Annotated in this window: 16 protein-coding genes; 4 read left to right on the forward strand and 12 right to left on the reverse strand. The window is 54.6% G+C overall.

What is annotated here, in order from left to right:
* Nucleotides 1–219: 219 nt before the first annotated feature.
* From JMJ04_RS02180 to JMJ04_RS02225, 10 genes are all read right to left on the reverse strand, one after another.
* Nucleotides 220–2,139, reverse strand: coding sequence for a glycoside hydrolase family 15 protein (locus JMJ04_RS02180; protein ID WP_201368930.1), 1,920 nt, complete (start codon nt 2,137–2,139; stop codon nt 220–222).
* An 11-nt stretch (nt 2,140–2,150) separates the two neighbouring features.
* Nucleotides 2,151–2,921 carry an SDR family oxidoreductase gene (locus tag JMJ04_RS02185; protein ID WP_201368931.1) on the reverse strand — a complete coding sequence of 257 codons (771 nt, stop codon included), beginning with the start codon at nt 2,919–2,921 and terminating at the stop codon, nt 2,151–2,153.
* Nucleotides 2,922–2,945: 24 nt separating this feature from the next.
* Nucleotides 2,946–4,460: a molybdopterin-dependent oxidoreductase gene (locus tag JMJ04_RS02190; RefSeq protein WP_201368932.1), complete on the reverse strand. Its 1,515-nt coding sequence runs from the start codon at nt 4,458–4,460 to the stop codon at nt 2,946–2,948.
* A 42-nt stretch (nt 4,461–4,502) separates the two neighbouring features.
* Nucleotides 4,503–6,257, reverse strand: a complete 1,755-nt coding sequence (locus tag JMJ04_RS02195; protein ID WP_201368933.1) for a GMC family oxidoreductase — start codon at nt 6,255–6,257, stop codon at nt 4,503–4,505.
* Between the two features lie 187 nt (nt 6,258–6,444).
* Nucleotides 6,445–7,275: a gluconate 2-dehydrogenase subunit 3 family protein gene (locus JMJ04_RS02200; RefSeq protein ID WP_201368934.1), complete on the reverse strand. Its 831-nt coding sequence runs from the start codon at nt 7,273–7,275 to the stop codon at nt 6,445–6,447.
* Complete coding sequence (locus JMJ04_RS02205; protein WP_201368935.1) at nt 7,272–8,330, reverse strand: hypothetical protein; 1,059 nt, start codon at nt 8,328–8,330, stop codon at nt 7,272–7,274. The genes JMJ04_RS02200 and JMJ04_RS02205 overlap by 4 nt, the downstream gene beginning before the upstream one ends.
* Nucleotides 8,331–8,859: 529 nt before the next feature.
* Nucleotides 8,860–9,621, reverse strand: coding sequence for a response regulator transcription factor (locus JMJ04_RS02210; protein ID WP_201368936.1), 762 nt, complete (start codon nt 9,619–9,621; stop codon nt 8,860–8,862).
* A 222-nt stretch (nt 9,622–9,843) separates the two neighbouring features.
* On the reverse strand, nt 9,844–9,984 hold the full coding sequence (locus JMJ04_RS02215; protein WP_201368937.1) for a hypothetical protein: 141 nt from the start codon (nt 9,982–9,984) through the stop codon (nt 9,844–9,846).
* Nucleotides 9,985–10,007: 23 nt separating this feature from the next.
* Nucleotides 10,008–11,306 carry an MFS transporter gene (locus tag JMJ04_RS02220; RefSeq protein WP_201368938.1) on the reverse strand — a complete coding sequence of 433 codons (1,299 nt, stop codon included), beginning with the start codon at nt 11,304–11,306 and terminating at the stop codon, nt 10,008–10,010.
* A 394-nt stretch (nt 11,307–11,700) separates the two neighbouring features.
* A complete protein-coding gene (locus JMJ04_RS02225; protein WP_201368939.1) occupies nt 11,701–12,669 on the reverse strand; it encodes a LacI family DNA-binding transcriptional regulator in 969 nt (322 codons plus the stop codon).
* A gap of 296 nt (nt 12,670–12,965) precedes the next feature.
* Between JMJ04_RS02225 and JMJ04_RS02230 the strand changes: the two genes are divergently transcribed.
* Entirely contained in the window at nt 12,966–14,795 is a 1,830-nt protein-coding gene (locus JMJ04_RS02230) for a glycoside hydrolase family 3 protein (RefSeq protein ID WP_201368940.1), read from the forward strand.
* 248 nt (nt 14,796–15,043) lie between these two features.
* Nucleotides 15,044–15,226 (forward strand): hypothetical protein, encoded by a 183-nt coding sequence (locus tag JMJ04_RS02235; protein ID WP_201368941.1) that lies wholly within the window; start codon nt 15,044–15,046, stop codon nt 15,224–15,226.
* An 857-nt stretch (nt 15,227–16,083) separates the two neighbouring features.
* On the opposite strand, the gene JMJ04_RS02240 is transcribed toward JMJ04_RS02235, so the two are convergent.
* The gene (locus JMJ04_RS02240; RefSeq protein WP_201368942.1) at nt 16,084–16,632 is read right to left on the reverse strand and encodes a hypothetical protein; all 549 of its coding nucleotides are present in this window, start codon (nt 16,630–16,632) and stop codon (nt 16,084–16,086) included.
* 492 nt (nt 16,633–17,124) lie between these two features.
* On the opposite strand from JMJ04_RS02240, the gene JMJ04_RS02245 reads away from it, so the two are divergent.
* Both JMJ04_RS02245 and JMJ04_RS02250 read left to right on the forward strand, forming a co-directional pair.
* The gene (locus tag JMJ04_RS02245) at nt 17,125–19,170 is read left to right on the forward strand and encodes a serine/threonine-protein kinase (RefSeq protein ID WP_201368943.1); all 2,046 of its coding nucleotides are present in this window, start codon (nt 17,125–17,127) and stop codon (nt 19,168–19,170) included.
* Nucleotides 19,171–19,280: 110 nt separating this feature from the next.
* The gene (locus JMJ04_RS02250; protein ID WP_201368944.1) at nt 19,281–20,519 is read left to right on the forward strand and encodes a DUF4097 family beta strand repeat-containing protein; all 1,239 of its coding nucleotides are present in this window, start codon (nt 19,281–19,283) and stop codon (nt 20,517–20,519) included.
* Between the two features lie 27 nt (nt 20,520–20,546).
* Here JMJ04_RS02250 and JMJ04_RS02255 read toward each other — a convergent pair whose 3' ends face one another.
* On the reverse strand, nt 20,547–20,864 hold the full coding sequence (locus JMJ04_RS02255) for a DUF3024 domain-containing protein (protein WP_201368945.1): 318 nt from the start codon (nt 20,862–20,864) through the stop codon (nt 20,547–20,549).
* Between the last annotated feature and the right edge of the window lie 56 nt (nt 20,865–20,920).

Below are 20,920 nucleotides of genomic sequence, written 5' to 3' on the forward strand. Positions count from 1 at the left end.
AATCACCCTTAAGAGACTCATCTATGTTTGCCTGCCTAGTTTTGGTCGTCATATCGTCTCTCCCTTCTTCATGATTCTTGTATTATGATCTTATTCCGAAACCCAACCCCCATTCGGGGGCGCAGCGCCACTTGCGTGTCTAGCGCTTCGCGCTCCGGGTTTTCGGATCAGAAGTATGTGTGTAGCTTCCCGGCCAGGCTCCTTCGCACTATATGTGCATCATGGGAGTGAGGCTGGGGGCTGGGCAAAGGACTTCGCAGTAGAACTGGCAATGCCAGGACTGGCCCGCTTGGCGCGTATCGTCAGCGCTCTATCCAGGTGATAGCAGGCAGTAATGAGCGCGAGATGCGTAAAGGCCTGGGGAAAGTTTCCCAGGGCTTCCCCTGTTGGGCTGATCTCTTCGGCGTAGAGGCCAAGATGATTGCTGTAGGAGAGGAGCTTCTCCAGCAAGAGGCGGGCCTTGTCCAGGTGACCAGCACGCGCCAGGTTTTCTACCAGCCAGAAGCTGCACGCACCAAAGGTTCCCTCCTGGCTCCCCAGGCCATCATTGGCCGCAAATTTGGGATTATAGCGTAGCACTAGAGAGCCGCTGGCTAGTTCCTTTTGAATGCGGGCGATGGTCGAGAGCATACGTGGCTCCTTCGAGCCGGTAAAGTTGGTGATCATCATGAGGAGAGAGCTGGCGTCGACAGCATCGCTCCCATAATACTGCACAAAGCTGCGCTTCTCTGCGTTCCAGCCCTGCTCCATGATCTGTTGATAGATCTGCGAACGGATGTCGATCCAGGTACCGGTCGGGGCAGGCCAGCCTCGATCTCGCGTCACGCGAATAGCGCGATCAAAGGCGACCCAGCTCATCATGCGCGAATGCACAAAAAGCTTGGGACCACCACGCACCTCCCAGATGCCTTCATCTTTATCTTGCCAGTGATGTTCCAGCCACTTCAGGAGACGATTGACATTCTGCCATAGATCATAGGTGATGGCTTCGTAGCGGTTGTAGGTATGGATGGCATCTAGCATCTCACCATAGATGTCAAGCTGTTTCTGGGTGTAGGCTCCATTGCCAATGCGGACCGGGTGGCTCTGACGATACCCCTCTAGATGATCCAACGTGATCTCTGTGAGCTTATGTTCGCCGTTGATGCCATACATTGGCTGCAAGGTGCCATTCTCGCCTAATTCGTGACACCGCGCATCGAGCCAGCCCATGAAGGCTTCGGCCTCCTGCGTAAATCCAAGCGTAAGCAGGCTAAAGAGCGTAAAGGAGGCGTCACGAATCCAGGTATAGCGGTAATCCCAGTTGCGGGCGCCACCGACCGACTCTGGTAAGCTTGTCGTGGGAGCGGCCACAATCGCTCCCGTTGGCGCATAGGTCATCAACTTCAACACCAGGGCTGAACGCTGGACCATCTCGCGCCACCGCCCCTGGTAGGTACATTGAGCCAACCAGTTCTGCCAGTAATGCATCGTATCCTGAAATGCGGCTTGATACGCCTCCTCAGAGAGGAGTTGTGGCGCGCGATCGCTCTCCTTGCTACTCTCCAGCAAGAAAAGCAGGGTCTGCCCTTCGTGAAGCGTAAACGTCGCCTGGACGCCTCCTCGACCATCAGCCTCCAAATCCGCAGGAGAGGCCAGCCCCAGGGTACAATGCTCGCTTTGAAACAGAGCACTCTGCCGCAGGATCTCGATATGATGCGTATCGCGTGCATAATTAAAAGCCGGGCGGCAGATGAGGGTAAAGGAGAGCGAGCCATGCACGATTGAGACTGAGCGTATGATTTGATGCTGGTGTTCCGCCGTGCCAACGTGTTTAATGGGCATAAAATCGGTGAGTTCGCCAACACCATCGACGCTAAGGAAGCGAGTGAGCAGAACATTGGTCTCGGGCAGGTAGAGCTGCTGGCACTTCATCCCATGCATATCGGAGGGTGAGATGCGGAAAAAGCCCCCTTTTTCCGCATCCAGGAGCGCACCAAAGACGCTCGGAGCATCGAAGCGCGGCAGACAGCACCAGTCAATAGAGCCGTTCTTGCCCACTAACGCAACCGTGTGCAGATCGCCAATCAAGCCATAGTCCTCAATTGGCTGGTACATGGCCGAGGGCGAGAACGACGGGTGCGTCTGTACATCTGACATAGCGCTGCTCCTTATAACCCACCAGTGTTAATCATGAGTCCACCATCGATCACATAGGTAGAGCCGGTAACATAGGCCGCCGCATCTGAGGCCAGGTAGACCGCTAGTTTGCCGATCTCTTCTGGTTGCCCCATGCGCCGCAGGGGAATTTCCTTTAATAGGGCCGCCATTTTTTCAGGATCTGCCTCGACATCCGCATCAATAGGCGTATGGATCGCGCCAGGGGCGATATTATTCACCGTTATCTGATAGGGAGCCAGTTCAAGCGCAATCGTACGCATGAGCATGCGCATACCGCCTTTGGCGCAACAATAGGGTGCGTTTTTCGGCATGGCTAGATCCTCATGCACGGATGACGTGTTGATAATACGCCCAGGCGTCTTCTGTTTGATCATTTCACGCGCGGCAGCCTGAGCACAGAAAAAAGCCCCTTTGAGATCGATGCTAAGCACACGGTCAAACTGCTCCTCTGTCACATCGACAAAGGGACTATGGATCTCCATGCCAGCGTTGTTGACCAGGATATCAATCCGCCCAAACTGTTGAACGGCCTGTTCAATCAGTCCGGTCGCTTGCTGACAGTCCCCAACATTGGCCTGGAGAATAATTGCCTTCCCGTGTTTCTGCTCAATGGCTTGCTGCACCGCCTCGGCTTTGTCACGTGCATGCGCATAGTTAATGACTACGCTTGCGCCTTCACTGGCAAACTGGAGCGCGATCCCGCGCCCAATGCCACTATCGGCTCCAGTGATTACCGCTATTTTCTGCTCTAGTTGTCCCATAACAGTCATACCCTTTCATAAAAATCAGACTTCTGCTCCCATGCTGTAAAACTGGACGTCTTCGCGAAAGCCGCCCTGGCCTTCTCCAATCGTGGCATAGTCCGCGACCAGTTCAATGGAGCGCAGGTATTTGACCATTTTGAAGCCAAGCTGGGTCTCGACGCGCAAGCGAACGGGCGCCCCATGTTGAAGGGGCAGGGGCTTGCCATTCATTTCATAGGCCAGTATGGTCTGGGGATGCTTCACTTGCTCCATAGAGAGCACCTCGTAGTAGGGGCGCGCCTGCGCTTCTTTGGGGGCATCCGCATATGATTGCTTCCCCAATTGATAGGAGGTAAACACCACATAGTTGGCCTCTGGCTGAGCGCCGCACAGGGCCAGAATCTCGGTCATGGCTACACCACCCCACTCGGCAATGCCGGTCCAGCCCTGAATACAATTGTGCATGGTAATCTGCGATATTTTGGGAAAGGTGCGCAGGTCCTCAAGGGAAAGGTGCACGGGATTGAAGACCAGGCCCGAGACATGCAAACGCCAGTCGGCAAAGTTGTGCTGCGCCAGGCGCTTAAACTCGTCCTCTTCTGGAGGGCGCCCGTTGACCCAGAAGTAGTCCGTAATGTCAGACGCTTTATAGTGCTGCTCCGAGGGCAGGGGTTGCAGGAGCATACGCCGTGTGGGATTTACAATGGCTCCCAGCGCGTGCTGCGTGCGCCGCTTGCGCCGCAGGGTGTACCAGGAGGTCCAGGCATACACCGCTAGCACAAAGAGTAAGGCAATGACTGCTACCGTGAACGCCAGTGTAAAACTACTCTTTTCCGAGCCAAGTACGATATCGCGGATATTGCTCTGAAAATGCACGATGAGCACGAGCAGGGTATGCACAATCGTAAAGAGGATAAACGCGACCAGGCCCAGGAAATGCAGGCTGCGTGCAGCTTGCCTGTTACCAAAGAGCCTGGGATACCAGGGGAAGCGGGCTTCAATGGCAGGGGACATAGCCGCGCCAGTCGCGATCAAGAACGGTCCAAGCAGAAAGACTACCGCCGCATACGTGAGCTGCTGCAAGGGATCATAGGGATGAAAGTCGCTGGCAGGTGGAATGTGCAGAGTAATATAGGTCACAAAGGTCTCCCAGGCCCGAGGAACAATCGACCACGACGTGGGAATCAGCCGCGCCCACTCACCCGTAGCGAAGAGCAAGACCACGTACACAATCCCATTCAGGATCCAGAAGATCACCGAGAAAAAGTGCCAGTGGCGCCCAAGCCCCAGGTTATCCTTTCCGGGAAGTGCCAGGAGCGGACTCACCGAGACTTCTTCATCCGTGGAGGTCCAGAGCCGATCCTTGCGTGCCTTCCTTTTCGTCAATTTGAGCCAGTTGCTCTCAGGCTTACAGCCACTATTCCAGTAGAGACGAGGATGCGCCCCCAGAATCTGGATGCCGCTGCGAATCAACAAACCAATGAACAGCAAGTTAATATAATGGCTGAGCCGTAGCCAGAGGGGAAACCCCAACTCAGCAAGGGCCAGGTGAGTCATGCGACCATCATCCTCTCTTCTTTCTCATGCAAACTTGGCACGTTATTTGTGACGAGAACGGATACGTGGTACGCCCTTCCCCGCTGTACCGGCGGGCGAGAGGTTCTCGCGTACCCGCGGCTCTGGCTCGACGACGCGCTCGGGATGTGTTGAAAGCAAGGCAGAGGCGTTAGAGATGAGATAGTCAGCGGTACGCGCCGCCAGGGATTGAATCGTCAGCCCCGGATTGGCCGAGCCCTGTGTGGGTAACAGGCTCCCATCACAGATGAAGAGGTTGGGAATATCATGCGTCCTGCCAAACTTGTCGGTGACAGAGGTCGCAGGATTGCTCCCCATGCGCGCGCCTCCCACCAGGTGCGCATAGCGTGGCTCTTCCACCACCTCCTGCGCCCCTGCAGCCTGCATAATCTCTGTGGCCTTCTTGACACCTGCGCCCGCGACCTTCTTATCGTTGTCATGCAGGCCGAACGTAATCTTCGCCACAGGCAGGCCATACTGATCCTTCTCCTCGGCCAGTTCCACCCGGTTATCTTCCCAGGGCAGGATCTCACCCAGCACGCCAAGGGCCGCCCAGTGGTTATAGTCCATCATGACCTTGCGCATGCCCCAGCCCCAGGCCCCTTTGGCAACCATCATCTGCTTGGCAAATCCAATGGGAAGCGGGCCAACCGTCTGGACCGCGAAGCCGCGTGCAAAGTCGTTGCGCGGATCAGTTTCGTAGAACTCCTCGGTCAGGGCATGGGCGGGCGGAGCCTTGTACATGCGGATGGGGTCCTCGAAGCGTCCAAGCACGACGTTGCCAATCTGGACCATGAGGTACTTTCCCAGCGTACCGCTGGAGTTCGCCAGGCCATGTTCAAAGCCAGGGCAGGCGGAATTGAAGAGCAGGCGCGGCGTCTCGATGGCATAGCCACAGACCAGGACCACCTTCGAGCTCTGAAACTGTTCATTCCCCTCGGCATCAAAGTAGCTAACGCCGCTCACCAGGCCTCGCTCCAGGTGTACCCGCGAGACCATGCAGTTTGCGCGAATTTCAGCACCATGGTGGATGGCATCGGGGACGTGACTAACGAGTGTACTCTGCTTGGCCCCCACCTTACAGCCCTGAATGCAGAAGCCCCGGTAGATACAGTGGGGGCGGTCTCCATGCGAGCCCGCAAGAATGGCGACTGGACCTCCGGCCACGACCCGAATACCCAGGCTTGTACATCCTCGCACCAGGACATCTCCGACTCCCCCCAGAGGATGGGGAGCATAGGTATAGCCGTGTGGGTCGCCCCAGGGAAAGTAGGCCGGGCCAGAAACGGGAATCTCCTTCTCCAGAAGCTCATAGTACGGTCTCAGGTCATCATAGCTAATCGGCCAGTCGGTCCCCATGCCATCCAGTGAGTAGACGCGAAAATCCGAAGGGTGGAAACGGGGCGTAAAGCCAGCCCAGTGCACGGAGCCACCACCAACTCCCTTGCCACTATTATTCTCCCCCAACGTAATGGGATCTTCACCACCCGTAATGCGCAGGTCGTTCCAGTACAGATTATGAGACCCGGCCTCATCACTGACCCAATCACGCTCCGTATCCCAGAAGGGGCCAGCCTCAAGGCCCAATACGCGAAAGCCTGCACGCGCCAGGCGCTGGAGCAGGACGCCTCCACCCGAACCCACGCCGACGATACAAAAATCCACCTCTTCGCCGGGCGAAAACTGCCTCATGGGTGCATCTATAGTTTGTAGCGGCCCCAGGCGATGCACATTGGGATGTGAGCCACGAAAGGCTCCTAGTGCAAAAGCGATTGACATATTCTGCTTTTCCTTGTTATACTCTTCTTGCTAAATCAGGTGAGAGGCGGGAAGCGACTGCTGGGCTATCTATTGGACTATTTCTTCGATCCGTCCGAGGATACTGCAATAGCAGCGGTTTCTGCATAGTCTTCCTTCCTTCGTGCCTCCTTCTGCTATACATAGATACTTTTATCATTCCCAGCCATCAATGCGTTCCGCTCTGTCCGGGAGGCTGCTGTTTATGACCGCCCGGCCCGCCAAGAGGCTGATAGCGTCCTGAAAGCGCGGAGGCTGGCGCCTCCCAGGCATAGCGTTGCTCTTTGACCTCCCAGGGTTCCGGCTCCCCTCGCTCCAGGCGCATATAACCGCGTGGATAGGCTGGCCCGCCAAAGCCAATCTCATCCCAGGCGTAAGGGTGGGCGTAATAGGCCGTGGCGGCATCCTGCATGATCAGCATCCAGAAGCGCGGCACGGACATCTTTTGCCAGATATCATGCCCGGCAGGCGGGCGAAACTGGTGTAAGGTCAGCAAGACCTCATCCTGTTCGCTCGGGCCAAGGTCGGGAAAGGAGGCCTGGAACATATGCTTCGCGATGGCCTCTATCCCCTCTCTCCCCAGGTGATAGGCCTCGTCATCGGGAGGCATATCCTCATAGCGATACCCCGATATACGCTTGTGATAGAGACGCTCATCAATGAAGTTGAGTACGGGAATCTTATGCTCCTCATCCCGATCATCCTGCGGCAATAAGCGATCACAGACTGCTTGCCAGAAGCGCACTTCTTCAGGCGTAAAGAAGCGGATGGGGGGAACCTGCTCAACGCGCCGCACGACGACATTGCGCGTCGCCTCATCCCAGAAGGCCTGCTGACTCAGCGTATGATAGCCTGGATAGTAGCCCGGTTGCGCTGATGACGTGATAGGCTTTCCCGTGCGAGAATCGCTCGGCAACAAACTGGCCTCAACGGATGCGGGGCACGCAGATGACGTATTTTCAACAGGCGTACTGTTTGACTTACGTTTCAACAGTTTCATCTTCTGGCCCTCCTGAGAAGACTGGCAAGCAGACCAATAAAGCCCGAGGCCGAAAAGAGTAGCGGCGCAAAGATGGGGGGTCCGTAGAGCACATTATAGAAGGGCTTTTTGAGACCACCGGGACGACGCACCACACCACGCAGGTGATAGAAGAAGCCAATAGCCCCATTGAGCAGCGCCAGTAGCGAGGTCAGAGGCAGGAGCGTTCGCGCAACAGTGCGACTCCAGACGCTCGCGATACCCGCGATAACTAATGGTGGCCCTACTAGAATCGGCGACCACTGAATACGGTAAGAGAAGTTGTTTTTATAGTGCGAATAGAGGGATTCGATCCAGCTAAAAAGGGCCGAAAGCGCGGCGACCACGCCTAGGATCCGCTGAAAGCGTCCTTCACGCACATCCTGCGCGAAGAGCAGCTCTTCTATCAGGAAAAACTTTGGATTGACATGTGATAACCGAGACTGCTTTGTGATCTTTCCTGGCAGCACTGGTCCCGCAACTGTCGGGGCATCCTCCCGGCGCAGGAACGAGGTTACCAGGCCAAGGAAGCCCACAGTCGAGAAGAGCAGCGGCGCAAAAACGGGCGGCCCCATGATGACATTAAAGATGGGGATACGCCAGCCACCAGGCTTACGCGCCACGCCCCGAATGTGATAATAGAAGCCAAGCACACCATCGACGATCGACAGCAGCGAGATAACACGTAAGACGGTTCGAGCCGCCCAGCGGTTGAAGACTGCCCAGGCACCAGCAAATATCAAAGCAAAGCTCAGGATGATGGGCGTATACATGATGCGCTGCCCGTAACTCCCCCGATAGTGTTCATAGCCAACCTCCAGGCCGGTGAATAAGCCCGAGATAACAGTGATAACGGCCAGGCTGCGCTGAAAACGCCCCTCACGCACATGCTTGCGCAGGACCAGGCCCTCTTTCACGATATTTTGCGGAACGATATCCTCCAGGTGGGCCAGCGTGGAGCGCTCTCGGGGCAGCATTTTCTGTATATCCCGCGTCAAATTCTTTACAGCGGTACCAGATCTGATGGCAGTAGACATGTCACTCTTCTCCTCTCCATCACCTGGGTAGCCATAAATAAGCTTGACCCCCACGCTGAAAGCCGTTCGAGCAGGAAATCACTTACTTTTTTACTCATTATTTTTACCCCTCTATCTTCAACCTATAGCTTGCTTGCTCATCCCTCGTAAACTCAGCGACTATGCTCCAGGCACCACAATCATGTTGAACGTACATACGCTCATGTTGATGAGCACATGTTGTTTTTAGCATGCCACCTCTCTATCACCAACACGTGTCTACTGGAGAAAAGTGTAACTGTGCCTGATTATAAAGCGGTAAGAAAGCCCTTCCAGGCAGCTCCCAACACGGTAGGGACCAGCCGCGCCCCCGAATGGGGGCTTTAGCGCGTCCGAATGCCATTTATGGCAGTGCGGCGTAAGCCTCTTTTTGTCATCCAGCATACTTCTGGGCGTCGGCATGCTTAAACGTAAGGAACATGCTTTGTGTCTTTAACCTTCCTTAAAAGGATATGCAACGCTGGTTAGAAAGCAGTAAGTTTTTGCAGCGTCAGGAGACCTGCAATACATACATCTCCAGCCCCTGAGGTGTAGGCTCACGGTCCTGTGAGAGCGCTTTGGGCGGCGGGCAAACAGTTTGGAGGGTATAGCCGATACCCCGCACAGCATGGATCAGATCTGGTGCTTCCCCTGCATTTAATTTCATGCGCAGATACTTAATGTAGACTTTAATGACCTCTAAACCTGCGTCGTTGTCATACCCCCATACGTGCTCGAAGATACGCTCTTTGGGCAGTACACAACCAGCATTCCTGGCAAGGAACTCAAGCAAATCATATTCTCTATGTGTCAGCTCAATATGCCGCCCTCCCCGCCAGACATGGCGTGTCCTGGTGTCAAGTAAGAGATCGCCAACTTGCAGTTTCACGGTCCGCCGCAAAATGCCTTCTGTTCGCCGTAGCGCGACCTGCATACGAGCAACCGGTTCTTCAATAGCACAGGGGTAGGTAATATAGTCATCCGCGCCACTCTTGAGACCCGCGACAATATCGCTAGTAGCGGCCCTGGTGGACACAATCAGCAGAGGGAGGAGACTATAGCCCAACTCGCGAATACAGCGGCAAAGCGTAAAACCATCCTGGTCGGGAAGAATAGCATCGAGCAACACCAGGTCAATAGGATGTGTTTGCAAATGAGCAAGCGCCTCATGACACGTCGAAACCTCGATCACATAAAAATCTCTATACTTCAACTCCCGTTTCAAAGAGGAGAGCGGGGATGGCTTCGGGTGAACAAACATGATCTTTTTCATAGTTCACCTTCCTGGCACCACCTCCTAATTATGACCAATGAGTCAATAATAATCAGGAGAGGCCCGAGCAAAAAAAATGGTTGTTAATTTATGAATTTAGACGAGAAGCTGAAGTGTAAAGCTTACACTTCATTTATCAGTGTAAGCTTTACATGAATGGGGAGTCAATAATAGATAGCCGTACTTTGTTTAAAAGTTGCTTAGAGAAAGGGAGTGTCTTCCTCACGCACACATCGTTTGTGGCTCCTTCTCGGTAATTAGGAGCGCTTCGACCGCTCCATCTGGGTCCAGGTAGGCGATAGCATCCCCCAGGTCAATCAAGCCAAGCGCCTCTATCAGGTCAAGCAATTGTTCTTTTGTCATGGTTCTCTCTGTTTCAAAGATAGTTATGCTTCCGTAGTTTGTTGTGGGCTCTTCAACAAGGCAAACGCCACGCCAGCCATGCCTAACGATAAGGCGACACCGATGGCGAAGGTCGTCTGCGGGGTGATCCAGTGTCCGACGAGCGCTTGTGTCAGCGGGCCAAGCATCACCGCCAGGGAAATGGCCGAGCCACGTATCCCCATTACCTGGCCGCGATTCTTATCGGTCGTAGCGCCCAGATAGATGCTGCCCATCGCTGGCTGCACCAGGGCGCTTCCCAGCCCTCCCAGTACCGAGCCCAGCAGGAGCAGCGGATAGAAGGGGGCCACGAACATAAACAGGTTCAGGCCACCAAAGAGCAAGCTTCCAATCACAATGAGTGGCTTCTTCGGCAGGGTCTCGCTCAGACGGCCCAGGAAGAGCGGAAACACGGCCAGGGCCAGCCCATAGGTGCTGATGATGATGCCATATTGCGCTGCGCTATAGTGCAGGACCTTTTCAAAGAAGAAGGGGTATTGCGGAAAGACAAATGGATAGGTGAAGATCATGCCAAAATCGATCACCAGGAATGGCAAGAAGAGCAAGACCAGGCCAAGAAGGCTCAAATCTTGCTTGTTGCTCGCGATTGACCCCGACTTCGCTTTTGGCTGCCGGGCCTCCAGCCGCACCGCATCCGGCAAGGTTTCGGGCACCATAAAGATTGCCAGAAGCGAAGCCGCGAGCGCAATTCCGGCTGAGAACAGGAATGGGCTGGTAAAACCCAACGATTGATAGAGAAAGCCGCCAATTCCGGGTCCCAGGGCGATTCCCACCGCCTGGGCCGTCGTGACAAAACCAATCCAGCGCCCCTGTCGCTCCAGGGGAATCGTATCGCCAATCATCGCCATCGCCACAGGCATCAGGCCAGATATCAGCATGCCCTCGACAAAGCGAATGAGAATAAACAACAGCGGCACATTCACAAATGCCAGAGCGATATTCGTGCCAATAAAACCAGCTAACGAGATAAAGAGAATAGGTTTACGACCAATACGACCCGCCCATGTTCCCATTGGCGTGCTAAAGAGGAACATGCCCAGACCAAAGGCGCCTTCCATTAACGCCAGCGTCTCAGGTCCCAGCCCCAACGCTTGCAAACGCTGGGGGAAGACGGGGATGATAATCGCAAACCCGGTCATGATTAAGGTGACGCACCCTATGAGAAAGGTCAGAGCAAGAGTAATAGATCTCGTCTGTTTGCCAGGAGGGACCACACCGGGTTCCACCAACACCGCCTCTTCAAGAGTGGGAGTAGTCGCATTATCAAAGTGTGTTGTTTGCATATATTTTATTCTTCCCTTTTCAGTGAGGGACAATATCCTTCTTGCGGAAATAATCTAATGCTTTCCTGATTTATAACCCCTCTCCACTACATTCTTATTCCTGAGATAAAAAACAGTATATCTGGCCAGCAGGGATGCCGTCTTCACCTCTTCGGGTGATTGCGAGAAGGAGTTGTTCAGCTTTGTTGGGGAAGAAACAGGTGGCAGGGTGCCCTAACGGGATCTCGCCCCTGTACCGTTTTCGGGGCAGACGTTCAGGTATTCCTCGCCATGAAGAAAAATGGAAAACCTCATTTTGTCTATCCAGATGTGACAGTTCCCTGTGATGCTGCGGATAGCAGATCAGATAATACCTCTTTTGATTCCAGCGCGCGAGCCACGCTGAGTAGCATGCCTATGCCGAGGCTCGCACGACGACCTTTGCCTGCAAGGTGCCGGTCTCCAGAACAGGACCACCCTGGCAGACGGAGACAACGCTCGCGATCAGGTGCTCGGTCAGGTTGGGATTTTCGAGGCCGATGGTGGTGAGCGGAGGAATACTCAGTTCGGCAATCATGGTATTGTCGTGACCAATGACGCTGACGGTCTCCGGCACGGCAATGTTGAGGTCGGAGAGCGCGGCCAGGGTGGCAAAAGCCACATCGTCGTTGTATGCGCAGACCGCGAACGGCGGAGACTGCACTGCCAGGAGATCCGCCAGCGCCTGGCGCGCCTTCTCGCGCGTCTGGGAGATGGTCACTATACGCGGTTCGGGTAGGCCATGTTCGCGGCACATCTGCTGCACGGCTTCCTGGCGAGTGCGCGAGAGATGCTGCAGCTGTGGCTTTTCCGTGGCTGCGTAGACAATGGGACGCGGACCGAGCTTCAGCAGGTACGCCACCTGCGCGCGCGTGCCCGCGTTGATCCAGTCCCGATTGCCCAACGTAATAATCGGGGCGTGAAAACGCTGGAGGCTGGCAACTGCGGCGGCATCGTTTTCATCGACCATCCCGACCACGACCGCTGGCGCGAGGTTAGCCGACAGGTGCTCCTGTTCACTGGAGAAGCCCACCTGCCAGACCAGGCTGAAGCCCACTTTTGCCACTGCCGCCGCCAGTTCTTCAATCATTTGAGAGATTGCTGCCTCAATGACCGACATTGGCCAGACAACCAGCACGATTTTGCTCTTTCCCGAGCGCAGCGAACGAGCCGGCGCGTATGGTTGATAGCCCAGTTTGCGCGCGGCCTCCATCACTCTGACTCGCGTCTCCTCTGGAATGCGCTGGCGCGGATCATTATTGAGCACATAACTAACGGTGGCTTGCGATACCCCAGCTTCCCGCGCCACATCGACGCTTTTGGTTCTACGCTGCTCGCCTCTCATGTCTTCGATCTTCCTTTAACTCAGCCTCTTGACTTCTGGTTTTTCCCAGATTATACTCCAACTTATACGAATAAGTAAAGGCATGAACGATGCTGGAGGCCCTCTCACTGATGAGTTGGCAAGCCGGGTTCAGCGTCTTCAGAAGGAGTCTCAACGATGGATTCTTCATTCCAAAGTGCTTCATCCCCTGATATATCGCCGCCCTGGTGCTCGTCGTCATCGGCGCGCTTTGTGTGCGTCCCATCCGTTCTGTGCGCTAAGACGCAGAACTAGTAGAAAAAGAGAAAAAGAAGCACATGTCTGTACAAACACTCTCTACTGATGATGGTTTCGCGTATCGCGATCTGAACAAAAACGGGCGCCTGGACCCCTATGAAGATCCCCGTGTGCCCATTGAGGAGCGCGTGGAGGATCTACTGGGGCAGATGACGCTGGAAGAGAAAGCGGGAATGCTCTTCCAGACCATGATTGCGATGAATCCCGATGGGACGTTAAACGAGGGCGGCGGCGATTTCCCGACGGAGCCGACGACTGAGATGGTGTCTCGGAAGCTGATGAATCATTTCAACATACTCTACGCCTCTGCCCCCAGGCAGATCGCGGAATGGTACAATCGCCTCCAGGCCCTGGCGGAGGAGACGCGCCTGGGCATTCCGATGACCATTTCCACTGATCCGCGCCACGCCTTTAGCAGCAATCCTGGGGCCAGTTTTCTGGCCGGAGCGTTTTCGCAGTGGCCCGAGCCACTGGGCCTGGCCGCCATCAATGATCCCGCGCTGGTGGAGGAGTTTGGTGATATGGCACGCCAGGAATACACAGCGGTGGGTATCCGCGTGGCGCTTCACCCCATGGCCGACCTGGCGACGGAACCGCGCTGGGCGCGCATTAATGGGACCTTTGGCGAGGATGCGGAGCGTTCCGGCAAGATGACCGCCGCGTATATTCGCGGTTTCCAGGGTGAGCGCATTGGCCCGGAGAGCGTCTCCTGCATGGTCAAGCACTTTCCTGGCGGAGGCCCCCAGAAAGATGGTGAGGACCCACACTTCACGTATGGACGCGAGCAGGTCTATCCTGGCAACAACTTTGACTATCACCTCCAACCCTTTGAAGATGCCTTTGCGGCAGGCGTTTCCCAGGTTATGCCTTACTACGGTATGCCAGTGGGTTTGCCCATTGAAGAGGTTGGTTTTGGCTTCAACAAAGATGTCGTCACCGGTTTGTTGCGCCAGAAATATGCCTTTGATGGGATTGTGTGCACCGACTGGGGGCTGCTCACCGATGCGGACATGATGGGCGAGCCTTTCCCGGCGCGCAGTTGGGGCGTTGAGCACCTGAGTATCCCGGAGAAGGCCAAGAAGGTTCTTGACGCGGGTGTTGACCAGTTTGGCGGCGAAGCCTGTCCTGATGTGATTATCGACCTGGTCAGAAGCGGGCAGATCCCTGAAAGTCGACTTGACATCTCGGTGCGCCGTCTGCTGCGAGAGAAATTCCGCCTGGGCCTGTTTGATCAGCCCTTTGTCGATCCTGATGCTGCCGAACGGCTTGTTGGCAACGAGCGCTTCCAGGCGGCTGGAGCGCTGGCCCAGCGCAAAGCCTTTGTGTTGCTGAAAAACGCTACTGGCGCAAACGGACCGACGCTGCCCCTGAGCGGCAAACCAAAGATTTACATTGAGAATATCGCCCCAGACGTTGCCAGTGCCTATGGAGAGGTGGTCGCCACGCCCGCGGAGGCCGATCTGGCCATTCTGCGCCTCCAGGCACCGTTCCAGCCTCCCAAGGGTGGCGGTTTCCTGGCGAACTTCTTCCACTCGGGCGACCTGGATTTCAAGGAAGAGGAACTGGCGCCCATCCTGAATGTGTTGAGCCAGGTTCCCACCATCGTTGACATCTACCTGGATCGACCAGCCGTGATGCCAGAGATCGCGGAACACAGCGCCGCTCTACTGGCCAACTTTGGGGCCAGTGACGCAGCCCTGCTCGATGTTGTCTTCGGTCGTGTTGCCCCTCAGGGTACCCTGCCTTTTGAACTACCCTCCTCCATGGAAGCGGTACGCAAGCAGAAGTCAGATGTTCCCTATGACTCGGAGCAAGCGCTCTTTCCCTTTGGGCATGGGTTGTCCTATTAAAAAGCATCTTCCCCAAAGAGAATGTGCAGTAGAACCACACTATGATAGTGTGGTTCTACTGCACATTACTTGTTTCAATATTTGACTCTTTACAAAAGCGGTTCAAACTTACACTTAGACTGCAAAGCCGTACCCTTGTAGTCCTCTCTCCCGCCACTCCGTAACACCCAATAGGTCTGGTATAGACGAGATCAGACAGGGAAGCTGTCCCAAAAAGGATATCTCAACCTTCTTTATAGGTGATGACCATGCGATGGTCATTTCAACCATGCCTCTCTTCGAGGAAGGGGATTGGCTACTGGGCCGACCGCGTTCAGCAACCGGGACCGTCTTCGGACGCCGTGGAGCAGATTCTGGGCCGTCCTGCGCTCACCTTCGCCCAATGGTTACAGCCCTCACCCTTGCAAGGAGAGGGCTTTTCGTTGTGCTAATGAGAATAGAGTATGTGGCTAACTCCTCCATTGCGCAAACAGGCGCCCTGTTTTCCACCTAACTTACTATATTGTCCATCCCGGCACTCAACCACATAACCCTTTCCACTCGAGAACGAAGATATGCAGTCAAAGTACCTACAGAAGCCAGCCGACGGATTGGTGATCACATTCCCTGGGTTGAAATCATACCCCCAGGGGTTACCATTCACATCCGTGGCCAGGGCAGGTGTCGGCGTAGGATCTGACAGTTGAGTAGGTGTTGGTGTGGGTAATAGTTTAGGTGTGGGCGTTAGCGTTGGGCTAAACGGTTTTGTCGATGTTTCCTGCATCTTTACCGTGGGTGAAGGTTGTGATGCAAGTAAATTGCCCGAGAATATGTGGGTGATCGCGCTAGCGCACGAGAGACAGAGCATCAGTGCTACAAATATCATAAAGCCGCCAATACAACCTTGCGCCTTTTTCGATTGTTTTCTGTACCAGGCCCAGGGCGCAAAGGGTTGGCGCGGCGGGCGTGGCGGTGTCAATGGCAAAAACGGCTCTCACAACTCATCCCTTAATCAAAATCTCAGAACGTCAGGCAGTTGACGGGAAATGTGAGGCAAAAGGAAGAGCTTATAAAGGTTGGGTACGTGCGCATCTCCAAACAAGAGCAAAATGAGGAATTGCAGATTGATGCCCTCAAACCGCCGCCGTGCCGAGAATGGCAGGGATTACTCTCGCGTCACGCGATCAATGTCGCAAGTGGGAAACAATCTCGCTGCCACCCTGGAACACTGCCCCTATTATATAAATGGGGAAAATATTGGTAAAAAATGTCGGGACCCCGTTTCGCACACAAATCGACAATTTGAATCTCAGGGTCGTTTTAACTTCCGTCTCATCCAGAATCCGGCAATCACCATGACAATGCCCAGGGCGATGGTCGTGTAGATCATGACGTGCGCGGCTGTGCCGAAGCTGTTTGCGGCGGCGTTGAAGTTAGAAGCGTCTGGCATCTCCGGGAACCCCTCTACAGGCTGAGTCATGGTATTGACAATCGCTTCAAAGAACGGCAGCATACCGGCAGCAGGAATGCTCGTTATCAATCCCCCGATGATTAAGAGAAGACTGATAACATTTCTCGCAGTACGTCTGGAGCCGGGTCCCACCAGATCGCCTGCATTGACGTTCACTTGGTCGCGCCCTATCTGGTACTGGTTGCCCCCTACCTGATAGATCGAGCCCTTGACCGATGCATTCTTTAAGCTGATACTCTGATGTTGCTGAACCACGATCCACAGACGTGTCACTGCAGCTCTCACCTCCGCATCCTGCCCCGCATTGACAGCCGTCAGTTCCTCATTGAGCACTCCCTGCCGATGAGTCGAATCGGGTTTGCTTTCTAGTTGGGCAAGAGCTTGCATGACACCGCTTCTGGCTCCGAATTTCCTGTTGAGTATGGACTTGAGATGCGTATACGCATCAAAGAGTGCAGTTTCCCCTATCTTAGTGAGGCCGTTCAGCACTCCTGCTGCCAGGGCCCCAACAATGGAGGCAGTGATCGGATCCATATTTCCTCCTCGGACGGGTCTCTCTCTACTTATGAAAGTGTCAGACGCCATTTCAGTCACAAGGTCATGTGGCACCTCTATGTCACCTGAGAAAACGCTCAAATACTCGCCTTTTTGCACCCCTGGTGTAAATGTTGACATTTCATGGGAGAAATCTCAACATTTACATAGTGGAGGCAGAGAGGAGTCATATTCCTGCAAAATAAAAGTGTGCATGTTTCTTCAAGCCAAAGCTGACCAGTATCCTTCAACAAAATCTCTTGACGTATATGCCTTTTTTGCCCTACAATTGGCTTTTGTGGAGAACGTATTTGGTCTCATCAAGAGACTTGAAGGATTAGCAGAATGGGAGAGCGGGTCAGCCGTATAGAACAGCGTCTTGGCAATTACCGTCTTATAAGTTTGTTGGGCGAAGGGGGCTTTGCCCAGGTATACCTGGGTGAGCACATCCACCTGGACACCCAGGCCGCTATTAAAGTGCTGCATACTCGCCTGTCTCCTGATGATATTGATAAGTTCCGTGTGGAGGCGCGTACTATTGCGCGTCTAGTTCATCCTCATATCGTGCGCGTTCTTGAATTTGGCGTGGAGGACAACACCCCTTTCCTTGTCATGGACTATGCTGCGGAAGGAACTATGCGGAGGCAGCATCCTAAAGGGACGATCCTGCCGCTAGAAACGGTTACCTTCTATGTGCAGCAAATCTCCGAGGCATTGCAATATGCGCATGATCAAAAAGTGATACATCGAGATATCAAGCCTGAAAACATGTTGTTAGACAAGCATCATCGGGTGCTCTTGAGCGACTTTGGTATCGCGGTAGCTGAGCAGAGTTCGCATGATCAGAAAGCAAGAGGGATGGCAGGAACTGTCACCTATATGTCCCCTGAACAGATCAAGGGCAGATTCTCTCCGGCAAGTGATCAGTATGCGCTGGGTATTGTCGTCTACGAGTGGCTTTGTGGAGAGCGCCCCTTTCAGGGCTCGTTTACTGAACTCTGCACACAGCACTTGTTTGCCTCTCCTCCTCCACTGCGTGAGAAGGTCCCCGTGATCTCGCCTGAGATTGAGCAGGTGGTCATGAAGGCTCTTGCCAAAGATCCGGCGCAGCGATTTCACAACATACACGCCTTTGCTCTTGCCTTGCAAGAAGCTCACCGGGTAAGAGAGGGCAGCATCGTGCAGTCTTTGCGAGCAGATCTTACATCGGCCAACTCGCATGAAGACTCTCCATCAACAGCATCGGGCGAGGATACACCACCAACAGAGTTAAAAGCAGCTATCCCCTCAATCAAGCTCGATAAAGATATTCCATCGGCAAACGTGAGTCAGCAAAGGCTTCCATCTGCCAAGGGCCTCTCGCGTCGTGCGATGATTCTGGCGAGTCTAGGGGGAGGAGTTAGTGTGGGTGGAGGACTCATCTGGTTTGTGACCTCACACAATGGACGACCAGCCACGCCGGCTTTGACGCCTCCTCTATCCTCGCCTCCAACCTTGCCATCAAGAGGAACTACTCTTTATAGCTATGAAGGGCATGATGATACGGTTGATGCGATTGCCTGGTCACCTGATGGGAGGCGGATAGCCTCTGGGGGCGGTGATAAAACAGTACAGGTTTGGGATACAGCGAAAGGCGACCATATCTTCACCTATCGTGAACATAAAGGTGCCGTGGAAGGGCTGGCGTGGTCACCCGATGGGAAACGAATTGCCTCTGGAAGCTATGACAAAACAGTGCGGGTATGGGATGTTGCCAGTGGTGGTCATGTATTCACCTATGTATATATGGGACATGGTAATTTGGTAGAAGAGGTTGCCTGGTCGCCTGATGGGAGGAGGATTGCCGTTACCGGAGTAAGAACAATGGAAACCTGGAACGCGGAGGATGGCGGACAGCGCACTATTTATCAGCGGGGGCTGGAGGCCGCGAAAACAGTGTCCTGGTCCCCCCACGATGGTCGCCAGATCGCCTCTGGTGGTGGGGTCACAGTTTATGTCTGGAACGCAGTAGATGGCAAGCAAGCCTTTATGTATAGTGGACATACAGATCGTGTGGATACTCTCGCCTGGTCGCCTGATGGGAAGAGGATTGCCTCTGGTGGAAAAGATAAGACGGTGCGAGTATGGGATGCCGCTGATGGTGGTCATGTTGTGATCTATCGTGGGCATGCTGATTACGTGAACTCTGTTTCCTGGTCGCCTGATGGGAAGAAGATAGTTTCAGGCGGCAATGACGAGACTGCGCAGGTCTGGGATGCTACAAATGGCAGCCCCATCTTGACGTATCGAGGGCACACCAGTGATGTGAATGTAGTGGCCTGGTCGCCTGATGGGAAGAGGATTGCCTCTGGTGACGATGGGAGAAGTGTGCGTGTCTGGATGGCACCATAGCCTGTTTGCCGAATATTCACCATATTTACCAACAACCTCGACTGGGCTTGGGGCGTATAATACAATGATTTTTTTATATCTATCGTGATCTGCGAGGAGAGAAGGTATTTATGCAGAGCCAGGAAAGCGGCTACGAGTCACAACAACAGGTAACGCCGGAGCGTGCAGTCAACCGGGACCCGCGCGAGCAGGCTTCGCCCTATACGGAAGGGGCGCACGTGGACGAGAGGGAGCGCACGTACGAGGAAGGCTATACAGGACAGTACGCGCAGGATAGCTGGTTTCAGGAGGGCGAGAAGCTGCACCCCCAGGCACCCCGGCAACGTAACGCCTCCAGCGTCTTCGTCTTCATAGGTATCCTCTGTCTGGCCTTGATCGCGAGCAATGTCCTGGGCCTGCTCTCCGGCTGGCTGATCTGGGGCGGTGTCCTCCTGTTGATCGGTATTGGCGCTTACCTCGCTATCCTCAACTGGCGCGTTATCACGCTTTCCATGCCCACGGAGAGCTTTATGATTCAGGGGCATGCGCGGCTGGACATCAATAACGTCTCGGGTCGCATCACGATCCGGCAGGGCGAAGACAACGTGGTGACGGTCAATGCCACGAAGAAGGCCAGTGGGATCGGTATGACGCTCGACTCGATGCGCATAGATTACCAGCAGCAGGGCGACTCCATCACCATGAAGAGCGCCGCTGACTCATCCTTCTACCAGTTTGGTTGGAGAAGCTTCGAGCTTGAGATTACAGTGCCGAAGGGGTGTGATGTACAGATGAAGACCGGCTCGGGTCGTGTCGAGGCGCGGGGCTTTAAGGGCGATATACGCCTGCACACCAGTAGCGGCGGGATGGAGATCGCGGACCTGGAAGGGCGCATCGATGCCCGCACTGGTAGCGGCTCCGTGAACGCCGATCAGGTCAAAGGCAATCTCTTGCTAAAGACCGGGAGCGGACACATCACGGCTCAGGAGTTGAATGGTAGCGCCGAACTGAATACGGGCAGCGGCTCCGTTACTGTCATGCAGTCCAACCTTGCGGGAAGAGCCACAATTAAGACAGGTAGTGGCTCAATCACAGTTACGCAATCGACCCTTGCGGGAAACGTTCTCTTCAGGACGGGCAGTGGCTCGGTTACCTACTCTGGTGGGCTTGACCCGCTCGGCACGTACGAACTGCGCACCGGTAGCGGCTCCGTCTCCATGACGCTCCCGTCACAGTCCGCGCTAACGCTCAACGCCTCGACCAGCTCCGGCAAGGTCATCAACGCCTTTGAGCATATGCCCGTGGATGGTCCTCGCGCCCAGGTTCGAGTCAAGACCGGCAGCGGCTCCATCACCGTCGCGAAGGTGTAGAGGTTGAACCTGATAAGCAGAGTCCCATCAAATAGTGAAGAAAGGGTCATCGCGAACGGCTGTCAGACATTCATCCGCCGACATAGCCGGGTAGGGCTCGATCCACTGGCCAGTGTAACGCATAAACGCCAGATCAAAGAGCCTGGAGCCTGCATAACGCATACGCGCAAATTTCACTTCGAAATGGGAGGCTTCTGCTTGGGGAGTAAATACACGCTGATACGCCAGTTGGGCAAGAGAGCCACGCAAGAGAGGAGATTGCATCATCCAGTCGTACGCAATGATAGCCAGAGCATATTGATCACTAACAGAGCGTGGCTTGCTCTGAAACTGCTCAGGAGCCATATAGACTTGCCTCAATGAGGAATGAATGCAGGGGCCAGTGGACTGTTCTCCTCTCT

This window comes from Ktedonobacter robiniae (assembly GCF_016587375.1).
Taxonomy (GTDB): Bacteria; Chloroflexota; Ktedonobacteria; order Ktedonobacterales; family Ktedonobacteraceae; genus Ktedonobacter; species Ktedonobacter robiniae.